This window comes from Desulfobulbus alkaliphilus, assembly GCF_016918545.1.
Classification (GTDB): domain Bacteria; phylum Desulfobacterota; class Desulfobulbia; order Desulfobulbales; family Desulfobulbaceae; genus Desulfobulbus; species Desulfobulbus alkaliphilus.
The window spans coordinates 1-23,396 of sequence record NZ_JAFFQC010000022.1; the positions used below are offsets into that span (position 1 = coordinate 1).

At 55.6% G+C, this 23,396-nt stretch carries 13 protein-coding genes; 1 reads left to right on the forward strand and 12 read right to left on the reverse strand.

Annotated features, from left to right (window positions below; genetic code table 11):
- Positions 1-476: 476 nt before the first annotated feature.
- The 6 genes from JWG43_RS12080 to JWG43_RS12105 all read right to left on the reverse strand — a co-directional run bounded on the left by JWG43_RS12080 (position 477) and on the right by JWG43_RS12105 (position 9,701).
- On the reverse strand, positions 477-884 hold the full coding sequence (locus tag JWG43_RS12080) for a bacteriohemerythrin (protein WP_205243192.1): 408 nt from the start codon (positions 882-884) through the stop codon (positions 477-479).
- Between the two features lie 38 nt (positions 885-922).
- Positions 923-5,083, reverse strand: a complete 4,161-nt coding sequence (locus JWG43_RS12085; RefSeq protein WP_205243193.1) for a response regulator — start codon at positions 5,081-5,083, stop codon at positions 923-925.
- 105 nt (positions 5,084-5,188) lie between these two features.
- Positions 5,189-5,890 carry a PilZ domain-containing protein gene (locus tag JWG43_RS12090; protein WP_205243194.1) on the reverse strand — a complete coding sequence of 234 codons (702 nt, stop codon included), beginning with the start codon at positions 5,888-5,890 and terminating at the stop codon, positions 5,189-5,191.
- A gap of 147 nt (positions 5,891-6,037) precedes the next feature.
- Complete coding sequence (locus JWG43_RS12095; protein WP_205243195.1) at positions 6,038-8,470, reverse strand: PAS domain S-box protein; 2,433 nt, start codon at positions 8,468-8,470, stop codon at positions 6,038-6,040.
- Positions 8,471-8,826: 356 nt separating this feature from the next.
- Positions 8,827-9,120 carry a hypothetical protein gene (locus JWG43_RS12100; RefSeq protein ID WP_205243196.1) on the reverse strand — a complete coding sequence of 98 codons (294 nt, stop codon included), beginning with the start codon at positions 9,118-9,120 and terminating at the stop codon, positions 8,827-8,829.
- Between the two features lie 110 nt (positions 9,121-9,230).
- Positions 9,231-9,701, reverse strand: a complete 471-nt coding sequence (locus JWG43_RS12105; RefSeq protein WP_205243197.1) for a GNAT family N-acetyltransferase — start codon at positions 9,699-9,701, stop codon at positions 9,231-9,233.
- A 94-nt stretch (positions 9,702-9,795) separates the two neighbouring features.
- On the opposite strand from JWG43_RS12105, the gene JWG43_RS12110 reads away from it, so the two are divergent.
- Complete coding sequence (locus tag JWG43_RS12110; RefSeq protein ID WP_205243198.1) at positions 9,796-10,203, forward strand: transposase; 408 nt, start codon at positions 9,796-9,798, stop codon at positions 10,201-10,203.
- Positions 10,204-10,404: 201 nt separating this feature from the next.
- On the opposite strand, the gene JWG43_RS12115 is transcribed toward JWG43_RS12110, so the two are convergent.
- The 6 genes from JWG43_RS12115 to JWG43_RS12140 all read right to left on the reverse strand — a co-directional run bounded on the left by JWG43_RS12115 (position 10,405) and on the right by JWG43_RS12140 (position 23,317).
- On the reverse strand, positions 10,405-14,121 hold the full coding sequence (locus tag JWG43_RS12115) for a PhnD/SsuA/transferrin family substrate-binding protein (RefSeq protein ID WP_205243199.1): 3,717 nt from the start codon (positions 14,119-14,121) through the stop codon (positions 10,405-10,407).
- A gap of 360 nt (positions 14,122-14,481) precedes the next feature.
- A complete protein-coding gene (locus JWG43_RS12120) occupies positions 14,482-17,544 on the reverse strand; it encodes a hybrid sensor histidine kinase/response regulator (protein WP_205243200.1) in 3,063 nt (1,020 codons plus the stop codon).
- Between the two features lie 174 nt (positions 17,545-17,718).
- Positions 17,719-18,678, reverse strand: coding sequence for a GGDEF domain-containing protein (locus tag JWG43_RS12125; RefSeq protein WP_205243201.1), 960 nt, complete (start codon positions 18,676-18,678; stop codon positions 17,719-17,721).
- A 3-nt stretch (positions 18,679-18,681) separates the two neighbouring features.
- Entirely contained in the window at positions 18,682-19,326 is a 645-nt protein-coding gene (locus tag JWG43_RS12130) for a cobalamin B12-binding domain-containing protein (RefSeq protein WP_205243202.1), read from the reverse strand.
- 2 nt (positions 19,327-19,328) lie between these two features.
- Positions 19,329-19,814, reverse strand: a complete 486-nt coding sequence (locus tag JWG43_RS12135) for a hypothetical protein (RefSeq protein WP_205243203.1) — start codon at positions 19,812-19,814, stop codon at positions 19,329-19,331.
- Between the two features lie 314 nt (positions 19,815-20,128).
- Positions 20,129-23,317: a PAS domain S-box protein gene (locus tag JWG43_RS12140; RefSeq protein WP_205243204.1), complete on the reverse strand. Its 3,189-nt coding sequence runs from the start codon at positions 23,315-23,317 to the stop codon at positions 20,129-20,131.
- Positions 23,318-23,396 lie beyond the last annotated feature (79 nt).

Consider the following 23,396-nt stretch of genomic DNA (forward strand, 5'->3'; position numbering starts at 1 on the left):
CATAGTAATCAATATGTTACACTATTAACGGCTCTCGTCGTTATTCATGCTCTCATTTTCTTCATGTCTGGAGCATGGTGACAACAACTTGATTTATTGTTGTTTTTGAGTTTTAGTTCAGGCACTAATTAAAACATGATTACAGCTAGATATATCTAAAACAAGAGTCCAGCCGTCACGGGTTCAGGTTTCAGGTAGCAGGGCGTGAACATCTCCACCACTGCCTTTTTGAAAAATCTTCCCCAGAACCACCCATGAGTGCCTCACCATTCATCTCAGGTCGAAGTCCGCAAGGTGGTGACCGACGGCAACCCTTTTTGACGTCAGGGATGCTGGCGAGATCCCGGTGTATAAGTCTTCAGACCTTTCTCAGATCATGGGCCAAGTCAATAACCTCGGGAAGAATGCCATTCAGGTTGCTGCCCCCAACAAAACCCACTGTCTGCTGTTGTGCTGGAGCCACGGCAAAGGGAGCCTTATTTCAGACCCTTCTCGTTGAAGAATTGAGAATATTTCATGTCAGTCACTTTGATATGGTTTTTAAGCCAATCACTCAGGAAGGTCATGACTTCAACAGATAAACCAAGTGTCCCTTTTTCAAACCCATCTTTGAACTCTGAAACTTTCTTGACAAAGGCAGCATGCTCTTTCTTATGGCTGTCAATTTCCGGGTATCCAAATCGATGAAAATATTTTTCTTCTGTATTGAAATGTGTACCTGTATAGGTGATCAAACCTTTGACGATACCTCCCAAAACATCTTTTCCTTTCCCTTGCTTCATGGCATCATTAAGCTCATTGACCATGAACACCAGCTTTTGATGTTGTCGATCAATCTCTGCCACCTTTACGCTAAAACTGCTATCCCATTGTATTAATGCCACCTCATACCTCCTTACGTTCTTTGTGGTCGTTCAGTCATCTAACCTGCGCACCCACATAGTGGGTCTTTGGTCATGGCCTGTTGTAATGCTGCAAAGGATGCTGCCAATTCATCCATGCGCGTTTTTATGCGCTCCAGGTCGCCCGCCCTGCCCGCCTGCTCCAATTCGAAGGCCAAAGCCCGCAGTGCCTCGGCGCCCACATTCCCCGCCGCTCCCATGATGGTGTGGGCCTGACGTTCGGCCCCGGCGACGTCTCCGGCTTCCAGGTAGCCTTTGAGGGCCTTGATCTGCCGAGGCATGTCAGTTATGAATCCCTGAAGAATAACCTCCGCCAAATCCTCGTCACCCATCAACCGCTCCAGCATGGCAGCGCGGTCCCAGATGCATGCCAAAGGCTGCCGGTCTTCTTCCGGCTCTTGAATCTTTTCTTCCGGTTGCTGACTTCCAACTCCTCTCTCCTGCATTCCGTCCTTGTCCTCTTTCGGCAACCATTTCTCCAGCACCTCGGCCAGGGCCAGGGGAACGACGGGTTTGGCCACGTAGTCGTCCATGCCCGCTTCGAGACACTTTTCCTTGTCGCCCCGCATGGCGTGGGCGGTCATGGCGATGATGGGAATGCTCCGATGAAGGATTGACGTTTGCGGATTGCGGATGTACCGGGTTGCTTCCAAGCCGTCCATTTCCGGCATCTGCACGTCCATGAGTACCAGGTCGTAGGGCAGGATCTTGAGCGCTTCGATGGCCTCGCGTCCGTTGGCCACCGCATCGGCCGAAAGGCCCAGTTTTTTAAGGATACCGAGCGCCACCTGCTGGTTGGTGATATTGTCCTCGGCCAGCAGGATGCGGGCCTTGCGATCGGCAAAATCGGGCAGCGCCTCACGGGCTGTATGGCGCGTGGCGATGGGCCGGAGCGGGGCGTCCGGACCTGCAGCCAGAGCTTGAGAGAGTACGCCTTTGAGTTCCTCGTGCCGGACCGGCTTGGTGGCGTAGGCGGCAAAGCCAATCTCCCGCAGGCGTCTGGCATCACCCCGTATCCCCAGCGAGGTGAGCATGACCAACCGCGTGTCCGCAAGTTTTGCGTCCGCCTTCACGGCCCGACCCACAGCTTCACCGTCCATGCCCGGCATCTGCATGTCCACAATGGCCAGCCGGAAGGGATCATCCTCATCCAGTACGCGATAAAGCGCCTCCAGTCCCGACGGTCCGTCGTGTGCCTCCTCCGGGCGCATTCCCCAGGAGTTCAGACGGGTCAGGAGGATCTCCCGGTTGGTGGCGTTGTCGTCAATGATCAGCACCCGCACCCCGGAAAGCGCAGCGGGCAGCGGTATCTTTTCCCGGGCCGCCTCCGATTGCAGACCGAAGCGGGCCGTGAACCAGAACTCCGACCCCTGGTTCTCGACGCTTTCCACACCGACCTCACCGCCCATCAACCCTGCCAGTTGTTTCGAGATGGCCAGCCCCAGACCTGTACCGCCGTACTGGCGCGTAGTCGAAGCGTCCACCTGGGTGAACTGTCCAAACAAGATGTCGATTTTGTCCGCCGGGATGCCGATACCCGTGTCGCGCACGGAGAACCGCAGCAGACAGGAGTCATTTATTCTTTCTTCCGTCTCCTGCACTCTACTCACCCGCACCGTCACTTCCCCCTTGGGCGTGAACTTCACCGCGTTGCCGGTCAAGTTGGCAAGGATCTGGCGCAGACGGCCCGGGTCGCCCGAAAGCAGCAACGGCACGTCTGGGTCCGCGGCACAGAGCAACTCCAGGCCCTTGTCATGGGCCTTGAGGGCCATGGTCACGGCAAAGTCATCCAAAAGACTCTGCAGGTCGAAGTCCAGGGTCTCCAGGTCGAGCTTGCCCGCCTCGATCTTCGAAAAATCCAGGATGTCGTTGAGAAGTCCCAGCAGTGATTCGCCGCTGAACTTGATAGTTTCGGCAAAACGTCGCTGCTCCCCGGTCAGCCCGGTGTCGAGCAGCAGGCCGGTCATGCCGATGACCCCATTCATGGGCGTGCGGATCTCGTGGCTCATGTTGGCCAGAAACTCGCTTTTGGCGATACTGGCCATCTGTGCCTGCGCTGCCATCTCGTTGGCACGAGCCGTGGCATCTTCCAGTTCCCGGTTGGTCTCCCGCAGTTCCTCCCGCCGCCGGTATTCCTCGGTGACGTCGCGGAAGACGAGCACCGCGCCGGTGATGGAGCCGGAGGCGTCGCGGATGGGCGCGCAGGAGTCGGCGATCTGATGTTCGGTGCCGTCTTTGGCGATGAGCGCGGTATGGTTGGCCAGATCCACATTCACGCCCTCGGCCAGCGCCCGCACCACCGGGTTTTCGGCGGTTTCGCGGGTGTGGGCATTGACGATTCGGAAGACCTCTTCCAGGGGTCGGCCCGCCGCATCAGCACTGGTCCAGCCGGTCAGTATCTCCGCCACGCGGTTGAGGCTCGTGACCCTTCCTTCGCGGTCGCAGGCAATCACCCCGTCGCCGATGGAGCGCAGGGTGGCCGAGAGGTGTTCCTCGCTTTCGCGCAAGACCTTTTGCTGGGCGCGGACTCCCGCATCGGTACGGCGCAGCATCACGAAGACCATAGCCAGCAGCACTGCCAGTAGCACGAAAGCGCTCATGCCCACCGTCATCATCAAGCGCCGGTGAGCGGCTTTCATTTCCGTCACATCATGCAACAGGAGCAGTTCGCCAACTTCCCGCCCAGAGGCCTCGGCCACGGGCTGTATCATGACCCTCCAGGACTTGCCGTTGAAGCGGATATCGGTGGAAGCATCAGGGTGGTCGTGTCCGTGCATTTCGCCGCCAATAAGGCATTCTGCCTCGGCGGGCAGTGGAATGGAGGCATAGATGACCGCGTGATCGGGGAGGCGGTCCCAGTCGGACTTGCGTCCGAGCATGGCCATGCCCGCCTCCCAGCGCGAGCGGTCGAGGGCATCCTTGCGGATCGCCAGGATATTCTCGGCGCTTTCAAACGTGACAATGGCGTCCAGTACATCCTCGATCTCCTTGCCGAGTTCCACGTAACCAAGGAGTTTCCCGTCCTCGAAAACCGGACGCACCACCCGCAAAGTGAAGGTGCCGCGGGACCCCAGTTCGATGCCCGAGGCAGGCTGGCCGGTACGCTCAGCCTCGCGGGCGGTAAATCGGTTGTTGGTCCCGCCGCGCCGGTCGGGGTCGTAGACCCGTATCAGGTTTTCCCGTGCGTAATTCCAGAAATATATATGGGTGATGGCGTGATCCCGGCGTATGTTCTCGGCGAGCTCCCGCCAATCGGCCAGCAGGCGATCGCCATCGCCAGCGGCCATGGCCTGCCTGGTGCGGGTGTCCGAGGCAATGACCAGAGCCATGGCCTTGAGCCCCCGCGCCTGTTCAGCCAGAAGCTGTTCCAAGTCACCGCTGGCTTGCTGTTTGATCAGCAAGCTGACTTTGCGAAGTTGATCCTCCTGAATATTCATCAGGCCCCAGAATCCACCACCAGCAAGCAAAAGAAGAATAGCTGTCAAGCCCGGCAGCAAGCGGCGCAGGACAGGCTTGGGCGACGACGAGGCGCGGCTGGTTGCGAAAAGTGCGGCCACAAGGCCGATCATCATGAGAAGCACAAGCCCCACCGGAAGTGCGACCTGGCCGGCCACATTCCGTTTCCAGTCGCGGGCATCGATGTCCATGCCCAGCACGGCGATAAGTTCGCCGGTTTGCGGGTCGGTCAGCGGAACCAGGGCTGAAATCCACGTGCCCCAGCGGTCTGTCACCGGACCTTCAGTCAGTGCGGTTTTCGTGTCAAACGCGTGCAGAGACTCCGCCGACATTTCCTCATACACCTGCCCGGCCGGCGATTCGTCCTCCGACCCCACCGGTTCGCTGTCGACAAAAAAGAACACTGTTCCATCTGCCTTGCGCCCCATGAGATAGATGAATCGGCACTTCGGTTCAGCGGCGCGAATTGCGGCGAACTGTTCTTTGAGCCGCAGGTATGTGGGTGAGGCGAGGTCGGCTTCGGTGCCGGAGAGGGACTGAATACTCTCGAGATTCACGGCCCCGGCCACAAGGCGCGTCTGGGCAAGCAGGTCTTCTCGCATCTGCCGGTCGGCCCGGTCAAAGAGCCACCAGGCACAGAGCGCACCGGCGACAATGACCGCCGTCAAAAGAACCAGCAGTCTGCGGCTTCCGCGGGAATCTTCATGGAATATGTGGTTTGTCAACGGTTCGTTGCCTCCAAAGAATTGTCTCTGGTATACGTAAGTCAGTATTCAGAATGGTTCCGGACAAATCCTCGAACTCGATTGTGTTGTCGATATTCAGGCCGGTTACGGTGAGTCAACAGGCCGGCTAACTTCATAGACAAGACGCTGGTAGAGTTGTTCTTGCTGGTCATCGTCAAGGTCGAGAAATTGGACGGCAAAGGATGATGTCGAGACCCGGACAACCCTGGTTTTGATTTGGAAATGCGACGGGTGGCGATCGTCTCTGTCGAACAAAAGGACAATGGTCAGTTCCTGTGCCATAGCCGGCACTATTCCTTCGACGTCGACCGAGCAACCACTGATCGACAGATCTACAAGCGTTCCGCTAAGGTTTTGATTGTTGATCGTATATTCAATAGACCGTCCGCTCAGTTTAAAGCGAATACCGTTTCTGCGCCTGGTCGCTTCCAGTTTCTTTTCCGCCGCCTCAATCTGGTCAGCGTACATGGTTTTGTAGCATTGAATTTTGTCTGTATAATTTATGATTTGCTTGTGGCTGATGGTGTCCTGCACGACCCGGACAACCTCACCTACTTTATTGGCAGCCAGGTAATCCATAATTTTTTTGTAGACGGGCAGGCCGCTGAGATAAATGAGATTACACTCGGAGCTATCATCGATCACAATGAAACCAGGTTGCAGATCCGCCACACAGAAGCGGATGTCCGTGTACAGTGCATTCAAAGTTTTTGCATCGACATGACCTGACATGGTGAGGTAGAGCCTGTTTCTGGAGATATCAGCGACCGCCTTTACCTTTGACATGGAAATCACCAAATTATTCCTTTTGTTATGAATAGAGGTGCGCTGGTGAATGTAACCGCAGATATATACATAATATTTCGAAGATTACATTTACAGGGCACTAGAGAATCAGGGGGAATGAGCCGTTTCGAAATGGACACTGACTGATCAAATTTTTCTTTTCAACGGCTCCCCATTGTCCAGCGCCTCCCGAATTTTTGCCGCCAAGTCCGTCATCAAAAACGGTTTCTGGATAAAATGTACTCTCTCACCTAGAACGCCATGGTGGGCGATGACGTTGGCGGTGTAGCCGGACATAAACAGGCGTTTCATATCAGGATAAACGGACAAGATGTTTTGGCCTAACTCGCGGCCGTTCATCTCCGGCATGACCACGTCGGTCAAGAGTAAATCGATGGAACCGGAGTGCTCACGGGCCAAACGGATGGCCTCGCCCGGTGTATCGGCCGCCATCACGGTATAGCCGAGCCTTTCCAACATCATCGTGGTCATTTCCAGGATTACCGGTTCGTCTTCCACCAGTAATATGGTTTCATGGCCGCGCGCCGCTGCCTCAGCCGGTTCCTGTCTTGATGGGGCCTCCGTTCTGATTGCATACTGCGGCAGGTAAATTTTGAAGGTCGTCCCCTGGCCGGGCTCGCTGTACACGTTGATAAAGCCCTTGTTCTGCTTGACCGCACCGTACACCGAGGCCAGCCCCAGACCGGTACCCTTGCCCTGCTCCTTGGTAGTGAAGAAGGGCTCGAACAGATGGCTGATGGTCTCCCGGTCCATACCGCAGCCGTTGTCGCTGACCGCCAGCAGCACGTACTCGCCGGGAAGGAAGCCCGCGTGCCGGGCGCAGTACTCCGCGCCGAACACAGTGTTGGACGTCTCAACAGTGACCTTGCCCACACCCTTGATGGCATCCCGGGCGTTGACGCACAGATTGGCCAGGATCTGATCAATCTGGTTGGGGTCCATCTTGACCGGACGAAGATTCCGACCGGGCAGCCAGATCAGGTCGATGTCTTCGCCGATGAGCCGACGCAGCATCTTGAGCCCCCCTTCCACGGTCTCGTTGAGGTCGATTCTCTTGGGAGCAATGGTCTGCTTGCGGGCAAAGGTCAGCAATTGGCGAGTCAGGTCGGCGGAGCGCTGAGCGGCCTGTTGGATGCCGTGCAAGGCCTTATACATCGGGTGACCGGCTGGCACCTGCTCCAGGGTCATTTCCGTATACCCGAGGATGACGCCCAGCATGTTGTTGAAATCGTGCGCCACACCGCCGGCCAGCCGCCCGACCGTTTCCATCTTTTGGGCCTGGGTGAGTTGCTCCTGGAGCTTGGTGCGCTCTTCCTCGGCTTGTTTTCGTTCAGTGATATCGCGCAACTGCTGTATGATATTGACAACGTTGCCGTCCGTATCAAAAATTGGGTTACTCCTGCAGTTGAAATGCTGATTCAGTTCCGGTACATATCTTTCCTGCTCCACAAGCTTCTTGGTTCTCAAAGCCGCCTGTGAAGTGCAGAGATCGCATTCGCTCTCGCGTCCAATAAGCTGATAGCATTTTCTGTTTAGAGCAGCTCCCGGGGGGAGGCCTATTGCATCGTATCCAGCCTGGTTGTAGAACTCAATGGTGTGATCGGGTTTCTGTATCGCCAGGATGTCAGAGGTGCCGTTGATGATGCCTTCAAGCAGATTTTTGTTCTGGACAAGAGCATCTTCCGCCTGCTTATTCTCGGTTATGTCCCTGACCCATTCCACAAAGAGCTCAGCCTCTCCGTTTTCATCCAGTATGGGAAATACACGAAGGTCGACCCACCGACCATCGGAGAGTTTTGCCTCCCGTTGGAAAGGCTTTCCGGTCTCCATGACTGTCTTGGCAAGACAGTCGGGGCATATGTCGTCATGCCCCCGATAGGTCCGGTAGCATTTCGTATTCAAAACCCGTTTTTCTTGAGAAACAGCGCCAAGACCATTCCAGTTGCTGTATAGAATATTCATACCCGTATCATGGATGGAGATCATATCCGGAACCAGGCTAAGCATTTTCTGGAAGCGTTCCTCGCTTTCCTGAAGCGTTTTTTCCATCTGTTTACGCCCGCTGATATCGCTGATCACCACGCGGCATACAGGCGCACCGTCATCCGCCTGATCGACCGTTCCCTTCAAATGTGCCCAGGTGCACCCGCCCTCGGGCTTAACCAGCCGGAGATCACACACCTGGAGGGTACCAGTCTCCAAGAGCTGCTTACGGTGCAGGTCGTAGATGTCTTGGTCATCATAGTGAATGAAGCGGGCGAGCGGTTGCGTGGCCAGTGCACTTCGGGTCGTTCCCAGCAAGGTAGCGGCGGTGAGGTTGACCTCCAGGATCACCCCCTGCTCGGACAGGGTGCAGTACCCCACTGGAGCTTCGTCGTAGAGGTCGAAATAGCGAGCACGCTCTGCTTCGATCTGGCCCTGGGCCGTACGTAATTCCTCGTTCTGCATCTCCAGCTCATTGAGCATCCGCTGGATTTCTTCAGGAGTTTGCTCCTTGGCTTGTTTGCGGAGCGCGGATACGGTGGCGGGGGGTACGGAACCTTGCGGGTTGTCGGTCATGAGGTCTTCTCCAGTAACAGGATATCAACAGGTTGGATTACAGTAGTTTCTACACCTATGCACTAGCCCCCCCTACCCCACTTATGGAATAAAGTCAACTCTGTCAAAACACCTGTAAATGCGCAATTATTTTTACTTAAACCACCCTGTGATAGACTCTTGTGCAGTCATGCTTGTCAATGGATCGGGAGGTCACATCGCACCCCAACAGTTCGAGTATGTCTTTGCCCATCTTCACCAGATTGTCCAGTTGAGTGACCAGCTCGGCCAGACCCTGGGGTATCCGAGAAGCCCATGGAGGCTCAGCGACTCTCCTCCGAGGCCGGGCAACAGCGCCAATGCTCCGTTAACCATGCTCACCAGGACCAGCAGCAAGGCGACGATTTATCATTTATACCGATCAGACTCAACATGTGCAGGCCAAAGCCCGTGCACTTGACCACAGCGTCCATGGAGGAGCTGTTTTCCATAGATGGAACAACCTCGCCCATGGTGGACGGGTCGGTTTCCGGGATCAGAAACACGGAAACCAGGATCGCCGCCGGGGCGCTGATCAGGAAGGAGGTCATGATGTGTCCCAGCACCCCCGGCACCACGGCCCCGACAATCCCGCCATAGAGCACAAGCACGGTCCCGGCTATGGTGGCCATGCCGCAAGTCATCACCTCAAAAAATTTTACTAAAGCCGTTTCCGCCTTCCTGCCACCTCTACGCCTGACTCACCAGCCCCTGGCGTCTTAAAGCTCTTTTCCAGAGAGGATCACCAGGCTCGTCCAACAAACTGTTGCCGCGTGACCAAGCCCCAGTATGGGTCTTGGTATTTGTCTTCCACGAAATCACCCTGTGTAAATTCACGTATGGCCCGACACCAAAACTTCGAAGCGTACTCTGCCCCCTGAATTTGCTTGACTTCCCATTGCCCTGGGAACATTTGCCAAAGATTGTGCGCAAACCGCATACCCCACGCCTGCTTTCGAAAGCTAGGAACAATGTAAAACTCTGCCACTTCAAATCTGCTTCCCGGTTTCACCACTACAGCAGCCAGGCCCGCCGGCGTTCCAGCCAGAATCAAGAGAAAGCCCACCACACAATCACCGAGAGGAGTATCAAGCGCAAACAACCCTTTGGTATCTGGCTTTTTACCGGTGATGCCCGAGAATTCCCCCTCATAGCTCTGTGCGAGGTTTAAATAGACATCCAGGTAGAGTTCACCGACGCGTACTATCTCCATCTTCATCTCCTGCGACTAACGTTTCGATTTACAGCAATTTGTAGCCCAAGGAAAATTTGTCCGACAACAGCGCACCTAACCGTACTGCTGATGCGTGCCCTACTTTCTGGCAAGTTGGCGAGTTCCCCAGGAGTCTGTCGGAGTTGCTCGCCAATGTTGCGGCCGCCTCGGCAAGGTCGATAATTGCCAAACCTGCGTGAATGCCTCGCTGGTCCATGGCACCTCCGCAACGATCATCGACTGCCGATTGTATCTGCCGAAAAAGTGGACAGATGACCGCGATCGTTGCAAAGTTGCCGGTGTTCCAGGAGATGTCACCTTCAAAACCAAATCGCAACTGGTCCTTGATATAGTTCACCATGCCAGGTCAATGGGCATACGATATGCCTGGGTCGGGATTGACAGTGGGTACGGTAAGGAACCTATCTTTCTCAAAACCCTTGATGACGAGGGCGAACAATATGTTGCCGATGTCCACACGGATCAGTCTTTTTTTTCTTGAAGATCCCTGTCCATACATCCCTGATCAACAGTCAACCAAAGGAAGACCTCCATCCTCGTACAAGACCGAGAGCACCAGGATGGAGGTGGAACAATGGGCCGCTGGTAGCCGAATCTCCTTAACGAGGAGCATGCTTCCCAGGCCTATGTCACCTGAGCCGGCCTAGTAACTCCGCAACCGGGCAATCAGCGATCAGTGTCTTCATGGTGGGTCTTTTTCCATGGCTTGTAGTAATGCTGCAAAGGATGCTGCCAATTCATCCATGCGCGTTTTTATGCGCTCCAGGTCGCCCGCCTTACCCGCCTGCTCCAGTTCGAAGGCCAAAGCCCGCAGTGCCTCGGCACCCACATTCCCCGCCGCTCCCATGATGGTGTGGGCCTGACGTTCGGCCCCGGCCACGTCTCCGGCTTCCAGGTAGCCTTTGAGGGCCTTGATCTGCCGAGGCATGTCAGTTATGAATCCCTGGAGAATAGCCTCCGCCAAATCCTCGTCACCCATCAACCGCTCCAGCATGGCAGCTCGGTCCCATATGCATGACAAAGACTGCCGGTCATCTTCTGACTTTTGACTCTTTTCTTTCGGTTGCTGACTTTCAACTCCTCTCTCCTTCATTCCGTCCTTGCCCTTCTTCGGCAGCCATTTATCCAGCACCTCGGCCAGGGCCAGGGGGACGACGGGTTTGGCCACGTAGTCGTCCATGCCCGCTTCGAGACACTTTTCCTTGTCGCCCCGCATGGCGTGGGCGGTCATGGCGATGATGGGAATGCTCCGATGAAGGATTGACGTTTGCGGATTGCGGATGTGCCGGGTTGCTTCCAAGCCGTCCATTTCCGGCATCTGCACGTCCATGAGCACCAGATCGTAGGGCAAGGTCTTGAGCGCTTCGATGGCCTCGCGCCCATTGGCGACCGCGTCAGCCGAAAGGCCCAGCTTTTTGAGAATGCCCACCGCCACCTGCTGGTTGGTGATATTGTCCTCGGCCAGCAGGATGCGGGCCTTGCGATCGGCAAAATCGGGCAGCGCTTCACGGGCCGTGTGGCGCGTGGCGATGGGCCGGAGCGGGGCGTCCGGACCTGCAGCCAGAGCCTGGGAGAGCACGCCTTTGAGCTCCTTGTGCCGGACCGGCTTGGTGGCGTAGGCGGCAAAACCAATCTCCTGCAGGCGCCTGGCGTCACCCCGCATGCCCAGCGAGGTGAGCATGACCAACCGTGTGTCCGCGAGCTTTGCGTCCGCCTTCACAGCCCGCCCCACCGCTTCACCGTCCATGCCCGGCATCTGCATGTCCACGACGGCCAGCCGGAAGGGATCAGCCTCGCCCAGGGCGCGGTACAGTGCCTCCAGTCCCGACGGTCCGTCGTGTGCCTCCTCCGGGCGCATTCCCCAGGAGCTCAGGCGGGTCAGGAGGATCTCCCGGTTGGTGGCGTTGTCGTCAATGATCAGCACCCGCACCCCGGAAAGCACAGCGGGCAGCGGTATCTTTTCCCGGGACGCCTCCGATTGCAGACCGAAGCGGGCCGTGAACCAGAACTCCGACCCCTGGCTCTCGACGCTTTCCACGCCGACCTCACCGCCCATCAACCCTGCCAGTTGTTTCGAGATGGCCAGCCCCAGACCTGTACCGCCGTACTGGCGCGTAGTCGAAGCGTCCACCTGGGTGAACTGTCCAAACAATATGTCGATTTTGTCCGCCGGGATGCCGATACCCGTGTCGCGCACGGAGAACCGCAGCAGACAGGAGTCATTTATTCTTTCTTCCGTCTCCTGCACTCTACTCACCCGCACCGTCACTTCCCCCTTGGGCGTGAACTTCACCGCGTTGCCGGTCAAGTTGGCAAGGATCTGGCGCAGACGGCCCGGGTCGCCCGAAAGCAGCAACGGCACGTCTGGGTCCGCGGCACAGAGCAACTCAAGGCCCTTGTCATGGGCCTTGAGGGCCATGGTCGCGGCAAAGTCATCCAAAAGCACCTGCAGGTCGAAGTCCAGGGTCTCCAGGTCGAGCTTGCCCGCCTCGATCTTCGAAAAATCCAGGATGTCGTTGAGAAGTCCCAGCAGTGATTCGCCGCTGGACTTGATAGTTTCGGCAAAACGTCGCTGCTCCTCGGTCAGCCCGGTGTCGAGCAGCAGGCCGGTCATACCGATGACCCCGTTCATGGGCGTACGGATCTCATGGCTCATGTTGGCGAGAAATTCGCTCTTGGCGATACTGGCCATCTGCGCCTGCGCTGCCATCTCGTTGGCTCGAGCCGTGGCATCTTCCAGTTCCCGGTTGGTCTCCTGCAGTTCCTCCCGCCACCGGTATTCCTCGGTGACGTCGCGGAAGACCAGCACCGCGCCGGTAATGGCACCGGAGGTGTCGCGGATGGGCGCACAGGAGTCGGCGATCTGGTGTTCGGTGCCGTCTTTGGCGATGAGCGCTGTATGGCTGGCCAGATCCACATTCATGCCCTCGGCCAGCGCCCGCGTCACCGGGTTTTCGACGGTTTCGCGGGTGTGGGCATTGACGATTCGGAAGACCTCTTCCAATAGACGTCCCGCAGCCTCGGAGTTAGACCAGCCGGTCAATCGCTCCGCCACCGTATTCAAACTCGTCACCCGCCCCTTGGCATCACATGCGACCACTCCGTCGCTGATGGAACGGAGGGTAGCGGATAGATGCGCTTCACCGGCCTGCAACCTGCGATTTAGAATAACGAACCTTAGGTTGAAACCCCATAAAAGCAAAATCAGTATCAGTAAACCGAGCAACCAAGGCCAGAAGGTTCTCAAAGCCTGCCCGGCAGTCAATTGACCGTATTTTTCATAGGGCGGAAGGCGCAGGACGCGCAGCAATTCATGGACCGGCGCATAATCTTCAGGAGTGGACCAGCCTGCACCGCGGATTGAACGTGCAGCTTCATGGTCTGCTTCCATCTGCAACAGAGCCACGGCCACCCGCTTGCTCAAATCCGGATCGGTGTCAGCAAGAGCGGCAAGGGGCCATTCCGGATACAGCCTTGAAGAAAGAGCATAGGGATATTCCGGATACTCGGCTGCACGGCTGCCGATTACCTGGATGGTATCCATATCCAGCAGACCTTCCGAGAACATTCTTTCCAGCTGGGTGGTGCGAACCGTGCCGGCATCGACATAACCATCCAGGACCGCTTTGACCACGGCATCATGGGTGCCGCTGAAAACCAGTTCTCCAAAATCTCGCTCGGGATTGATTCCGGCAACCAGCAACTCCCGCAGGGCGGCGTGCCAGCCCCCCAGAGACCGTTCGCTGACTGCCGCGAATCGCTTGCCCTGCAAATCACTCAAATTTTTGATGTCTTTCCGATCCACCCTGCTCAGGATAACTCCACCGAAACGAGACTGGGGACCGGAAGGAGCCGGAACTTGCAGCGTGACTATTCTACGAATGAGGCCATAGTGCTCCAAATATGCATAATAAGAAGGATTAGTGGACACGAAATCCACTTCCCCCCGCCGTATAGCAGGAATGATCTGTTCAAAATCCAGCGGGACAATCTCGAAAAACAAGGGGGCCAGCCGCTCGTTCAAGTATTCGGCCGTGGGCCCCCATTCCTCCAGGCACATGTCATACCCCCGATTAGCCAGTACCCCGATGCGTATAGCCGTCTTTTGATTCTTTCGCCGCTCGGCAAGGCCACTGGCCGGTTGTGCCGAGACGCTCGTGGGGTCCTGTACAGCACCATCGGCCTTCGTGCCGGTCAGAGCCGGTTTCCGTTCATGGTTTACGCCCCACCCGGCCACTCGCCAGGTTTTGTTGAGCAATCCCTCACCCATGGCGCGGTCGGCCCCGCCAACCAGCCACCATGCGCAAAGTATTCCGACGGCAACAAGCGCCGCCAGCAGCACCAGCCGCCCACGTTGGTTCGTACAGGCATTTTCACGGGATATGTGGTTCTTCGTCATCGGCAATATCGGTTATTGACTTGTATGGAAGCCTGCAGGGGTTCTTTTCCCTGGCCCTGTGTAGTCATGCTTGTCAATGGATCGTGAGGTCACCTCGCGCCCCACCAGTTCGAGCATGTTTTTGCCCCGTCTTCGTCAGGGTCTCCCCGTCATCGTCATACACATGGAAACTCGAAGCAGGTTCGCAAGGACCAACAAGCCCGTATGCGGAGTGAAAAGGTGTTGAGGTGGGCGGAGGCATGACTGCGATCCCGCCCCACATGTTCGCTGCTGGTCAGGCCTTGAACTGCTTCAGCACCTATGTGGTCGTTCTGTCCTTATGTCAGCAGATTATTTTTGGTCAACGCGGGAAAAGGCCCATCAACATTTGTTCCCATCCAAGACCTTTCGGATCAATGCACCGATATCCTTCATGGCCAGGGGCTTCAAGGCAAATCCCTTGATTCCTGAAGCCCTGGCCTTGTCTTCGCTGATCAAGCTGCTGTATCCGGTACAGAGAATGATCGGCATCTCGGGGCGTATCCGCAAAATTTTCCCGGCAAGATCAAGGCCGGTCATGCCCGGCATGGTCTGATCGGTGATAATCAAGTCGAAGGCATCCTGTTGCTCCTGAAATGTCGTCAGGGCTTCAAAACTGTTTCTCCTGGTGGTCACACGATAGCCCAATCGTTCGAGCATGGCCTGACCCAACTCGGTCAACATCTCCTCGTCATCAACGAGAAGGATATGTTCTTTGCCGTGAAGGGTGCAACCCGTTGATTCGCTCTCTTCCACACCATGCCCTTCGAGGACCGGCAAGAGGACGAGAAACTCGGTACCTTCGCCTATCTGACTGTTGCAGGTAATCGAACCGTTGCAACTCTTGACGATGCTATAGACCATGGAAAGTCCGAGACCGGTTCCTTTACCGACCTCCTTGGTGGTAAAGAAAGGATCGAAAATCCTCTCCCGAATCTCCGGAAGAATCCCCTCCCCGGTATCCCTGATCGACAGTAGCACAAACGTCCCTGGTTGCAGATCCGGTACAGTGGCGAGATCGTCTGAGGAAAGGATTTTCTTGTGCAGGGAGATGGTAAGCGTGCCACCTTTCGCCTCCATGGCATGAAAGGCATTGGTGGCAAGATTCATGACCATCTGGTGAATCTGGATGGGATCGGCCAGAACCATTTCCCCTTTGGCATCGATAACCTGCTTGATGGTGATAGTCGTCGGCAACGTCGAACGTAGCAGGGCGATGGCCTCCTTGACAATCATTGCAGGCTGCACCGGCACTTTCTTTCCTTTGACCTGGTGACTGAAGCTCAGTATCTGTTTGACCAGGTCTTTGGCTCTGTGACCGGCTTTGACAACTTGATTGATACTGTGGATGCCGGGCGATCCAGGCGGAAAATCATCGCGGATCATTTCCGAATAACCAATAATCGCCCCGAGTATATTGTTGAAATCGTGGGCAATGCCTCCGGCCAGGGTGCCGATGGCCTCCATCTTCTGAGCTTGCTGGAGTTGGGCATTGAGCAACTTTCTTTCTTCTTCCGCCTGCTTGTGCTCGGTGATGTCGCGGGAAATTGTGGCGAAGTTTATGGCCGCTTTCGTTTCCAGGTCCTCGGTGAGGAAAATATCGTACAGGACCGGAATCGGTTGACCCGTCTTGAAATGACGGAAACGGAACTCGCCCACCCACCGTCCTTCCTTCATGACAGCGGGCAGGATAGTGTTCTCTACGAAGGGCCAATCCTCGGCCAAGAAATACTCCTCAATCTTGGTTTCAGCAACCGCTTCGTCATCATCCAACCCCACCAACGCCTGTCCGGCGGGATTCACAAAGAACGCCATCTTGTTCATGTCGGCCACGCCAATGAAGTCCTGACTGCGCTGGATAATATCCGCCAGAACCTGGTTTCGCCTCTCCATGCGCTTCAGCTCCGTCACATCCAGAATTGCGCCGATAAGACCGGTGACAACTCCGTGCTCATCGGTCAGCGAAGCTTTATGAAAGATAACCTCCCGCAAACCGCCGCGCGAAGTTTTGACTTTGTAGGGGTATACTTGTGTTCCTGGATTGTTAAACAACTCCAGGTCCTTAGCATGATAAACCTTTGCGAGGTCAGGTGAAGTGATATCAAAAACAGTCTTGCCGATCAACTCATCCTTGTTCTTGCCATAAAAATTTAAAAAGGTTTTGTTGAAACCTTGATAGCGTCCATCTTTGCCTTTGTAGAAGACGGGAACCGGGATGGCTTCCAAAAGCGATCGTGTAAAATGTTCGCTTTCCTGCAGCGAAGCATTGGCCGCACGCAGTCTCTTCCCGTGAGTCAACAAAGTCACAATCAAGACTGCCTGCAAGCCACAGAACAGGGCAATGCCGAGGAACCAGCCCCAGTATTGTTTCCATACCGACACTTGGTGGTTAACGACAACACTCCCCCTGGGAAGGGAGGATTTCTTGATCCCAAAGCGCTCCATCACATTGGCATCAAACATGGGCACGTTGGGACTGTCCATCACCACGGGAATCTGTTCCGCTTTCCGACCCTCCAAGATACGGATCGCCAGATTGCCCGCCGTGCGCCCCTGGTCCTGGCCGGAAGAGACGTACCCGCCCAGGGCGCCATCGCCCAGGTCGAAAGACCAAAGTGTGAAGACCGGGACCGGAGCATGGGAGGACAGAATCCGGATACTGTCCTGGATGGGTACATACCCGCCTTCGGGTTTAATGAGGTCAATCAGGCGCAGAACCAGGCTGTTGGTGGGCAGACGGCTCAGAATGTCCGGGGCGTCCTTGTCAGTCATATTCAGCAGTTCGTCGAACTGAACCCGACCTTTCATCCGGGCGGCCGCGGCCCGGTACTGCTCCAGATTGGTGCGGCCGTTGGCCTCCGTGTCGCTGACCACGGCCAGGATCCGGGTAGTTTGGGGGAACAACTTCAGGGCCAGTTCCAGAGTTGTATCCAGGCTCAGAGCCTCGTTGACTCCGGTGATGTTGGACTGCCCCTGGATGAGCTTCGGGCTGAAATTGTTGACACCGCAGAACACCACAGGAATATTGGGGAAAAGGTCTTCCCGGACGGCAAGCAGGAAATTCAGGGCAGGGTCATCCGCAACCAGGATCAGGTCCTGGGGATTGCCCAGGTATTTGCCCCGAAGGTATTCCTTGATCAGCCGGGGGTAGTCCGGGTCGGCGTACCGGCGCAGATCCAGGTTTTCGATCGACAGGCTGGCGTACTCAAGGGGGCCCAGGGCCTCGCGGACTCCCAGGACAATGCTGTCGTTCCAAGGGTCGCCCTGGTGGTAGGAGGTGAGCAGGAGAACCTTCCTCGGGAATGGCTCGGCAGTTATAGCATCGTGGGGAGCAAGGAGCACGGCAAGGAGGAGGAGGAAAAAAAGCAAACCTGCACCAGGACCTCGCTTTACCATATTCACCATGAACTCCCCCGCTCCCTGCTCAATCGGCTTGATAGAGTGAAAGCGATAACAGAATGGCCTTCTTCGAAATCCTGAAAAAGCCCTTTCCAAGGAAGGGCATTCCGATCCAATCTAGTTAATGCTATCTTTTCTATACGGCTTTGGCAAGTAACTTGGATCCGTGAACCTGCCGGATTATTGCCAATTGGATAGCTGCGTATCATTGCCGGTTGCTATCACGGTCCGGTTCCGGCCCGATGTTTTGGCTCGGTACAGGGCTGTGTCCGCCCGTTTGATCAAACCGGCGCTTTTTTCATTGGGCAACAGCTGGCTGACCCCGAAGCTGGCGGAGACGGGATGACCATTCCGCAGCAGGTCTTTTTCAGGCAAGGCCAGCCGGATCCGTTCCGCATAGGCATGGGCTTCATGGGTCTCGGTGCAAGGGAGCAGAATAATGAACTCCTCCCCGCCAAAGCGGGCCACCAGGTCTTCAGCTCGAGTGCTGGTCTGCATCAGCTCGGCAAACCCCTGAAGAACCCGGTCCCCGGCATCGTGGCCAAAGGTATCGTTGATGATTTTGAACTGGTCGATATCAGTTATGATCAGCGACAGGGGGTGAGATTTACGGACTGCAAGGGAGATCATCTGTTCGATCCGTTCGGAAAAATAGCCCCGGTTGACCAGTCCGGTCAAGTGATCAGTGCGGGAAAGTGCCAGGATTTTCTCATTAGCACGGGCCAGTTCTCGATTTTTCTTGTTCAGTTCCCGGGTCAGGTTGTTCAGCTCCTGATTAACGGACAACAGTTCACTGCTCAATGATTCCAGTTCCTCCACATCCAGATGTCCAAAAACAAGGATTTGTTCCGTGGTTGAATAAAAAAAGCAGTGATACGTCTGAGTATTCCCGGACAACGTAACAAAATCAAGCAGATGAACTGTATCGGAACAGGAAACGGCAGAATCCAGGAGAAAGGCATGATGAAAATCGATGAGGATGTCCTGAAAGGGTTTTCCCGGAGTATCCGGCCCCAACAGCAGGGATCCGAACCGGTTGACCTGCCGGATGATGCCATGTCGATCCAGAACCATAAACAGCACCGAAGCCTGGTTGACAAGGTAATCAAGAACCGGCTGCTGGTCGGTATCCCACAACATCTTTTATGCGGCAATCATCGAGGTGAGTTGGTCAAGGGACGGGACATAAGTCGTCCCCGGATAGTTTTTTATGATCTCGGCACCACCCCAATTGAAGGCCTGCCCCCCCACAAGAATGTCCAGGTGGTGAAAATTCCCGCGAATGGCCTCTACCCCGTCTTTGAGTGCCGGCATGTTGCAATAGACGCTCACTGACAAGCTCACCAGATCGGGATTTTCGTCCTGTATATGGGCCAGCATGTGGTCCACCGGGGTGTTGGCTCCAAGAAACTGGCTATCCCAGCCGTTGAGCTCAAAGATGTCCGCCACCATTTTGCCGCCGATCTGATGGAATTCGTTAGCCGCGCAGGAAGTGATCACTTTTCCGCCGTTTCGGGAACAGGAGCCTGCTTTTTCAAAAAGCCGGGGATAGACCAGGTTGAGCAACCCTTCGGTGATGGCGGTCACCAAGTGTTCCTTGGCCACCGAGATCCTATTGAACTCCCACAAAAGGCCCACCTCATACAGGCTTTTCTGAAACAAGTCGGCATACAGGGTCTGGATATCGATGTCCCGGTCCAGCAGTTGTTGGACCATACGGCTGCAGGCCCGGCGGTTTCCGTTTAAAAGCAGGGCCAGGTAGTTCTGGTACACATCCTCGGTGATCATTTTTACGCACCTGATCCATGTAGGTCATCCGGGCTGTTCAAGCCGGAGACTCTCAGGTCGGCGTCGGTGATAGCGGCAAATACCGGAATGTTAACGATCAGCCAGTGATAGAAAGGATAAATCTGTTGCCACGCATCCGCGGACAATTCCTGTTGCAGCAAGTCTACCCAGATATTGAGATTGGCGGCCCAATAGGTGGTTTGAAAGCCATGGGACCGATACGCACGGAATACCCAAAGCACGGTTTCCACAAATACGGTGGGGTGATAATCGGAAAACAGAGAGAACATGAACCGGGGAAAATTGCGGTTGTTATCCTCAGCCATTTTTTCATTGCCCTTGCCCACCAATTTCTCAAGATCCGGTCGCGCCATGAGCACAAGGGTACCCGCGGCGGCGACCTGTTCCCATTTATGTCCAAATTCTTCGATGGATTTTTCATCCGGCGATTGCAATCTCCCAGCAGAACTCAACAGCGTATCTTTCATCGCTTCCCCCTGTGATGCAAAGGGTCACAGACTTCTTTCGATGTGGTCTTCATGCCCGCATCCCAATTTCGTAAACAAAAAGGTCGCAAAGAAAAATATATAATAAAATTCACCACACATCTCAACAAATACCCAATAAAAGGGCTATAATCGTGTTGATTCAACAACATACAGATTTTCCGCACATTAGAACCGGCGAACCACGTCGATTTCGCAAGGTGGATTATCGGCAGGTTCAAGTCGGATTGCACGGGGTAACCGTTCACCAGCACTCAGTCGGGCAACCTTTACTTGCACCTGGTGAACATGTAACGTCACTCATCCATGACCTCACGCAGCTTCGTTCCTAATTCCTTTATTGAGAACGGTTTCTGGATGAAATGAACGCCCTGGTCCAGCACCCCGTGGTGGACGATGATATCGGCGGTATAACCGGACATGAACAGGCATTTGATATCGGGGCGGCGGGTCAGCAGGTTTTCAGCCAGGGCACGGCCGTTCATCCCGGGCATGATCACATCGGTCATGAGCAGGTCGATCCGGCCGGAATATTCCCCGGCCAGACGGATGGCCTCCTCCGGGGAGCCCGCGGCCAGGACGGTGTACCCCTGACGCTCGAGCATGATTGAGGTCATGTCCAAGGTCGCCGGTTCGTCTTCCACCAGCAATATGGTTTCGTGGCCCCGCGCTGCCACCTCAACCGGAACCTGTTGCGGCAGAGGCTCGGTTCTGATCTCGGTATACCGCTGCAGGTAGATTGTGAAGGTCGTCCCCTGCCCAGGTTCGCTGTCCACGGTGATGAAGCCGTTGTTCTGGGTGACCGCACCGTACACCGAGGCCAACCCCAGGCCGGTGCCCTGGCCCTGCTCCTTGGTGGTGAAAAAAGGCTCGAACAGGTGGCTGATGGTCTCCTGGTCCATGCCGCGGCCGCTGTCACTGACTATTAGCAGTACGTACTCGCCAGGTGCCGCTCCGGTGTGCACAGCGCACCAGGCCTCGTCGCAGGACGCCATCCCGGTCTTGATGGTGACCTTGCCCGGCCCCTCGATGGCGTCCCGGGCGTTAATGCACAGGTTGGCCAGGATCTGGTCGATCTGGGCGGGATCCATGTTGATCGGATACAGGTCCCGGCCGGGCAGCCAGATCAGGGCGATGTCCTCGCCGATGAGCCGGCGCAGCATACTGAGCATCCCGGCCACGGTCTCGTTGAGATCGATCACCCTGGGGGCAATGGGCTGTTTGCGGGCAAACGCCAGCAACTGGCGGGTCAGGTCGGCGGAGCGCTGGGCCGCCTGCTGGATTCTATGCACGGCCTTATAGATCGGGTGACCGTCTGGCACCTGCTCCAAAGCCATCTCGGAATAACCGAGGATCACGCCCAGCATGTTGTTGAAATCATGGGCCACCCCGCCGGCCAACCGACCGACTGTTTCCATCTTCTGCGCCTGGATGAGCTGCTCCTGAAGCTTTACACGCTCCTCCTCCGCCCTTTTCCGATCGGTGATGTCGATGTGTGTACCCACAGTGAGATCGGTTACGCTTTTGTCCGTGTTCCGCAACGTCTGGCCCCGTGACCAGATCCATACCCATTCCCCGTCGGCGCCCTGAAAGCGGAAAGAATTCTCATATATTCCCACGGATCCCCGGCGCAGGTATTCGGCAAACCTCTCGGAAGCCGCTTGCCGGTCGTCAGGATGGATGAGATTGGTCCAGACCTCGCTCAGATTTGCCCGACCATCCATTTGGAACTCGTCCGGATCGCGCCCAAGCATGGTGAAATATTCGGGACTGCACCACAGGTAGTCTGTATTCTGGTGATACTCCCACGCACCGGTGTTCGACATGGCGATGATGGATCTGTACCGCGCTTCACTTCTACGCAGTTCTTGCTCCGCTTTTGTCCGATCGGTGATGTCGCGGAAACTCCAAACCCTGCCGATTATTTCGCCATCGAGCCTTCGTGGTTGCGAATAGCGTTCAAGCCAACGACCATCAGCAAGTGCAATGACATCAAAACTTATTTCCTCGGGATTATCATACAGGCTTTTGACTCTGGCAAAAAACTCTTCGGAGTTTTGCACATGACCAGCAACATATTGGAGCAGTTTTTCATCATCTCCTTCAAGGGCCATTTCTTTTGGAATTCTCCATAAATCCAGGAACCTTGCATTCCACTGCTCAACTCTGCCCGCCCGGTTGACTGTCAATATTCCGTCCTCGGTTGATTCCAGTGTAGCGGCAAGCAGGGAGACAGATGACTTGAGTGCCTCTTCCGCCCGCTTGCGGTCGGTAATGTCAACAAGGGAGAACTGCATCATCTTCCTGCCTGCAACATTGAAACTCTGCAGATGGACTTCAGCGTCCCAGAGTTCACCTCCGGGCCGTTTATGCAGCCACTCAAAGACAACACTCCCCCTGTCAAGTGCCTGTTTTATGTAGAAGAGAGCTTTTTCTTCCGACGGCGTCCCATCATACTGAACCAATGCCGATACATCCAGAGGGGTCTTGCCGATCGTTTCTTCTTTCGAATTGTACCCGTATATTGCCACAGCAGCAGGATTACAGTCCAGATACTGAAAGGTCTCAACGTCCATGACAACAATCGGAATTCTGGAGCTTTCAAAAACCCTTTTCCTGAATTCTTCGTTTATTTGTAGTGCCTCCACCGCCCGCTTACGTTCGGTGATGTCCTCAAGGGTTTCGACAGCGCCAATCACATTGCCTTGGGCGTCTCTGATAGGAGCCGCGGTGAATGTAAGCCAGGTACCGGAGGCTCCCATGAACGGGAAGAAGTCGGTTGCCTCGTATGCCCCTTTGATATAACGGGACTGTCTGATTTTTCCGCCATATCGCTGATAGATCTGTTCAATATTTCCGTCGACAAGAAGATCCGCCAGGACCGGACGTTTTTCCGGGTAGAATGCACTCCAATGGTTGTCAGTGCCGATGATGTCGGCAGCACTGATCCCGCTGTAATCCTCAATGGCGCTGTTCCAGAAAATGACGCGATGGTCTCGATCGATGACAAACTGAAGAACCGGCACCCCCTCGAGGATGGACTTTACTTTTGCCTCGCTCGCCCGCAACGCTTCCGCGGCCTTTTTCGACTCTGTCACATCCGTATTGAATCCTTGATACGCAACGATTTGCCCATCGTCGGCCCGTACTGCTCGGACATTTCTCGATACCCACAACTCGGTCCCGTCTTTACGGCAAAATCGGCACTCGTGGTTGCACACCTCGCCCTGCTCTTCCATCAGGCGCATGAATTCCCCCCGGTCAATGGGATCAGCATACACCTGGGTGGCAATATCCGTAACCGACTCGATCAGATCTTCCGGGCTTTCGTAGCCAAGCATGCTCGCTGTCGCGGGATTGGCCGCTATGTAACGACCCTCGGGTGTCGAGGAGAAAATGCCGATGGGGGCGTTGTCGAAGATATTTTGAAGATCAAGGGCGGAGAGAGGGCCGCCGGCGGTGCGGGAAGAGGTTGATTTCGGCATGAAGGGTTCCTCGAGATTACAGGTCTTATTGTTGATTCGTTTTCTTGCGGCGGAATCTTTTGATAATAACCTTCACCAG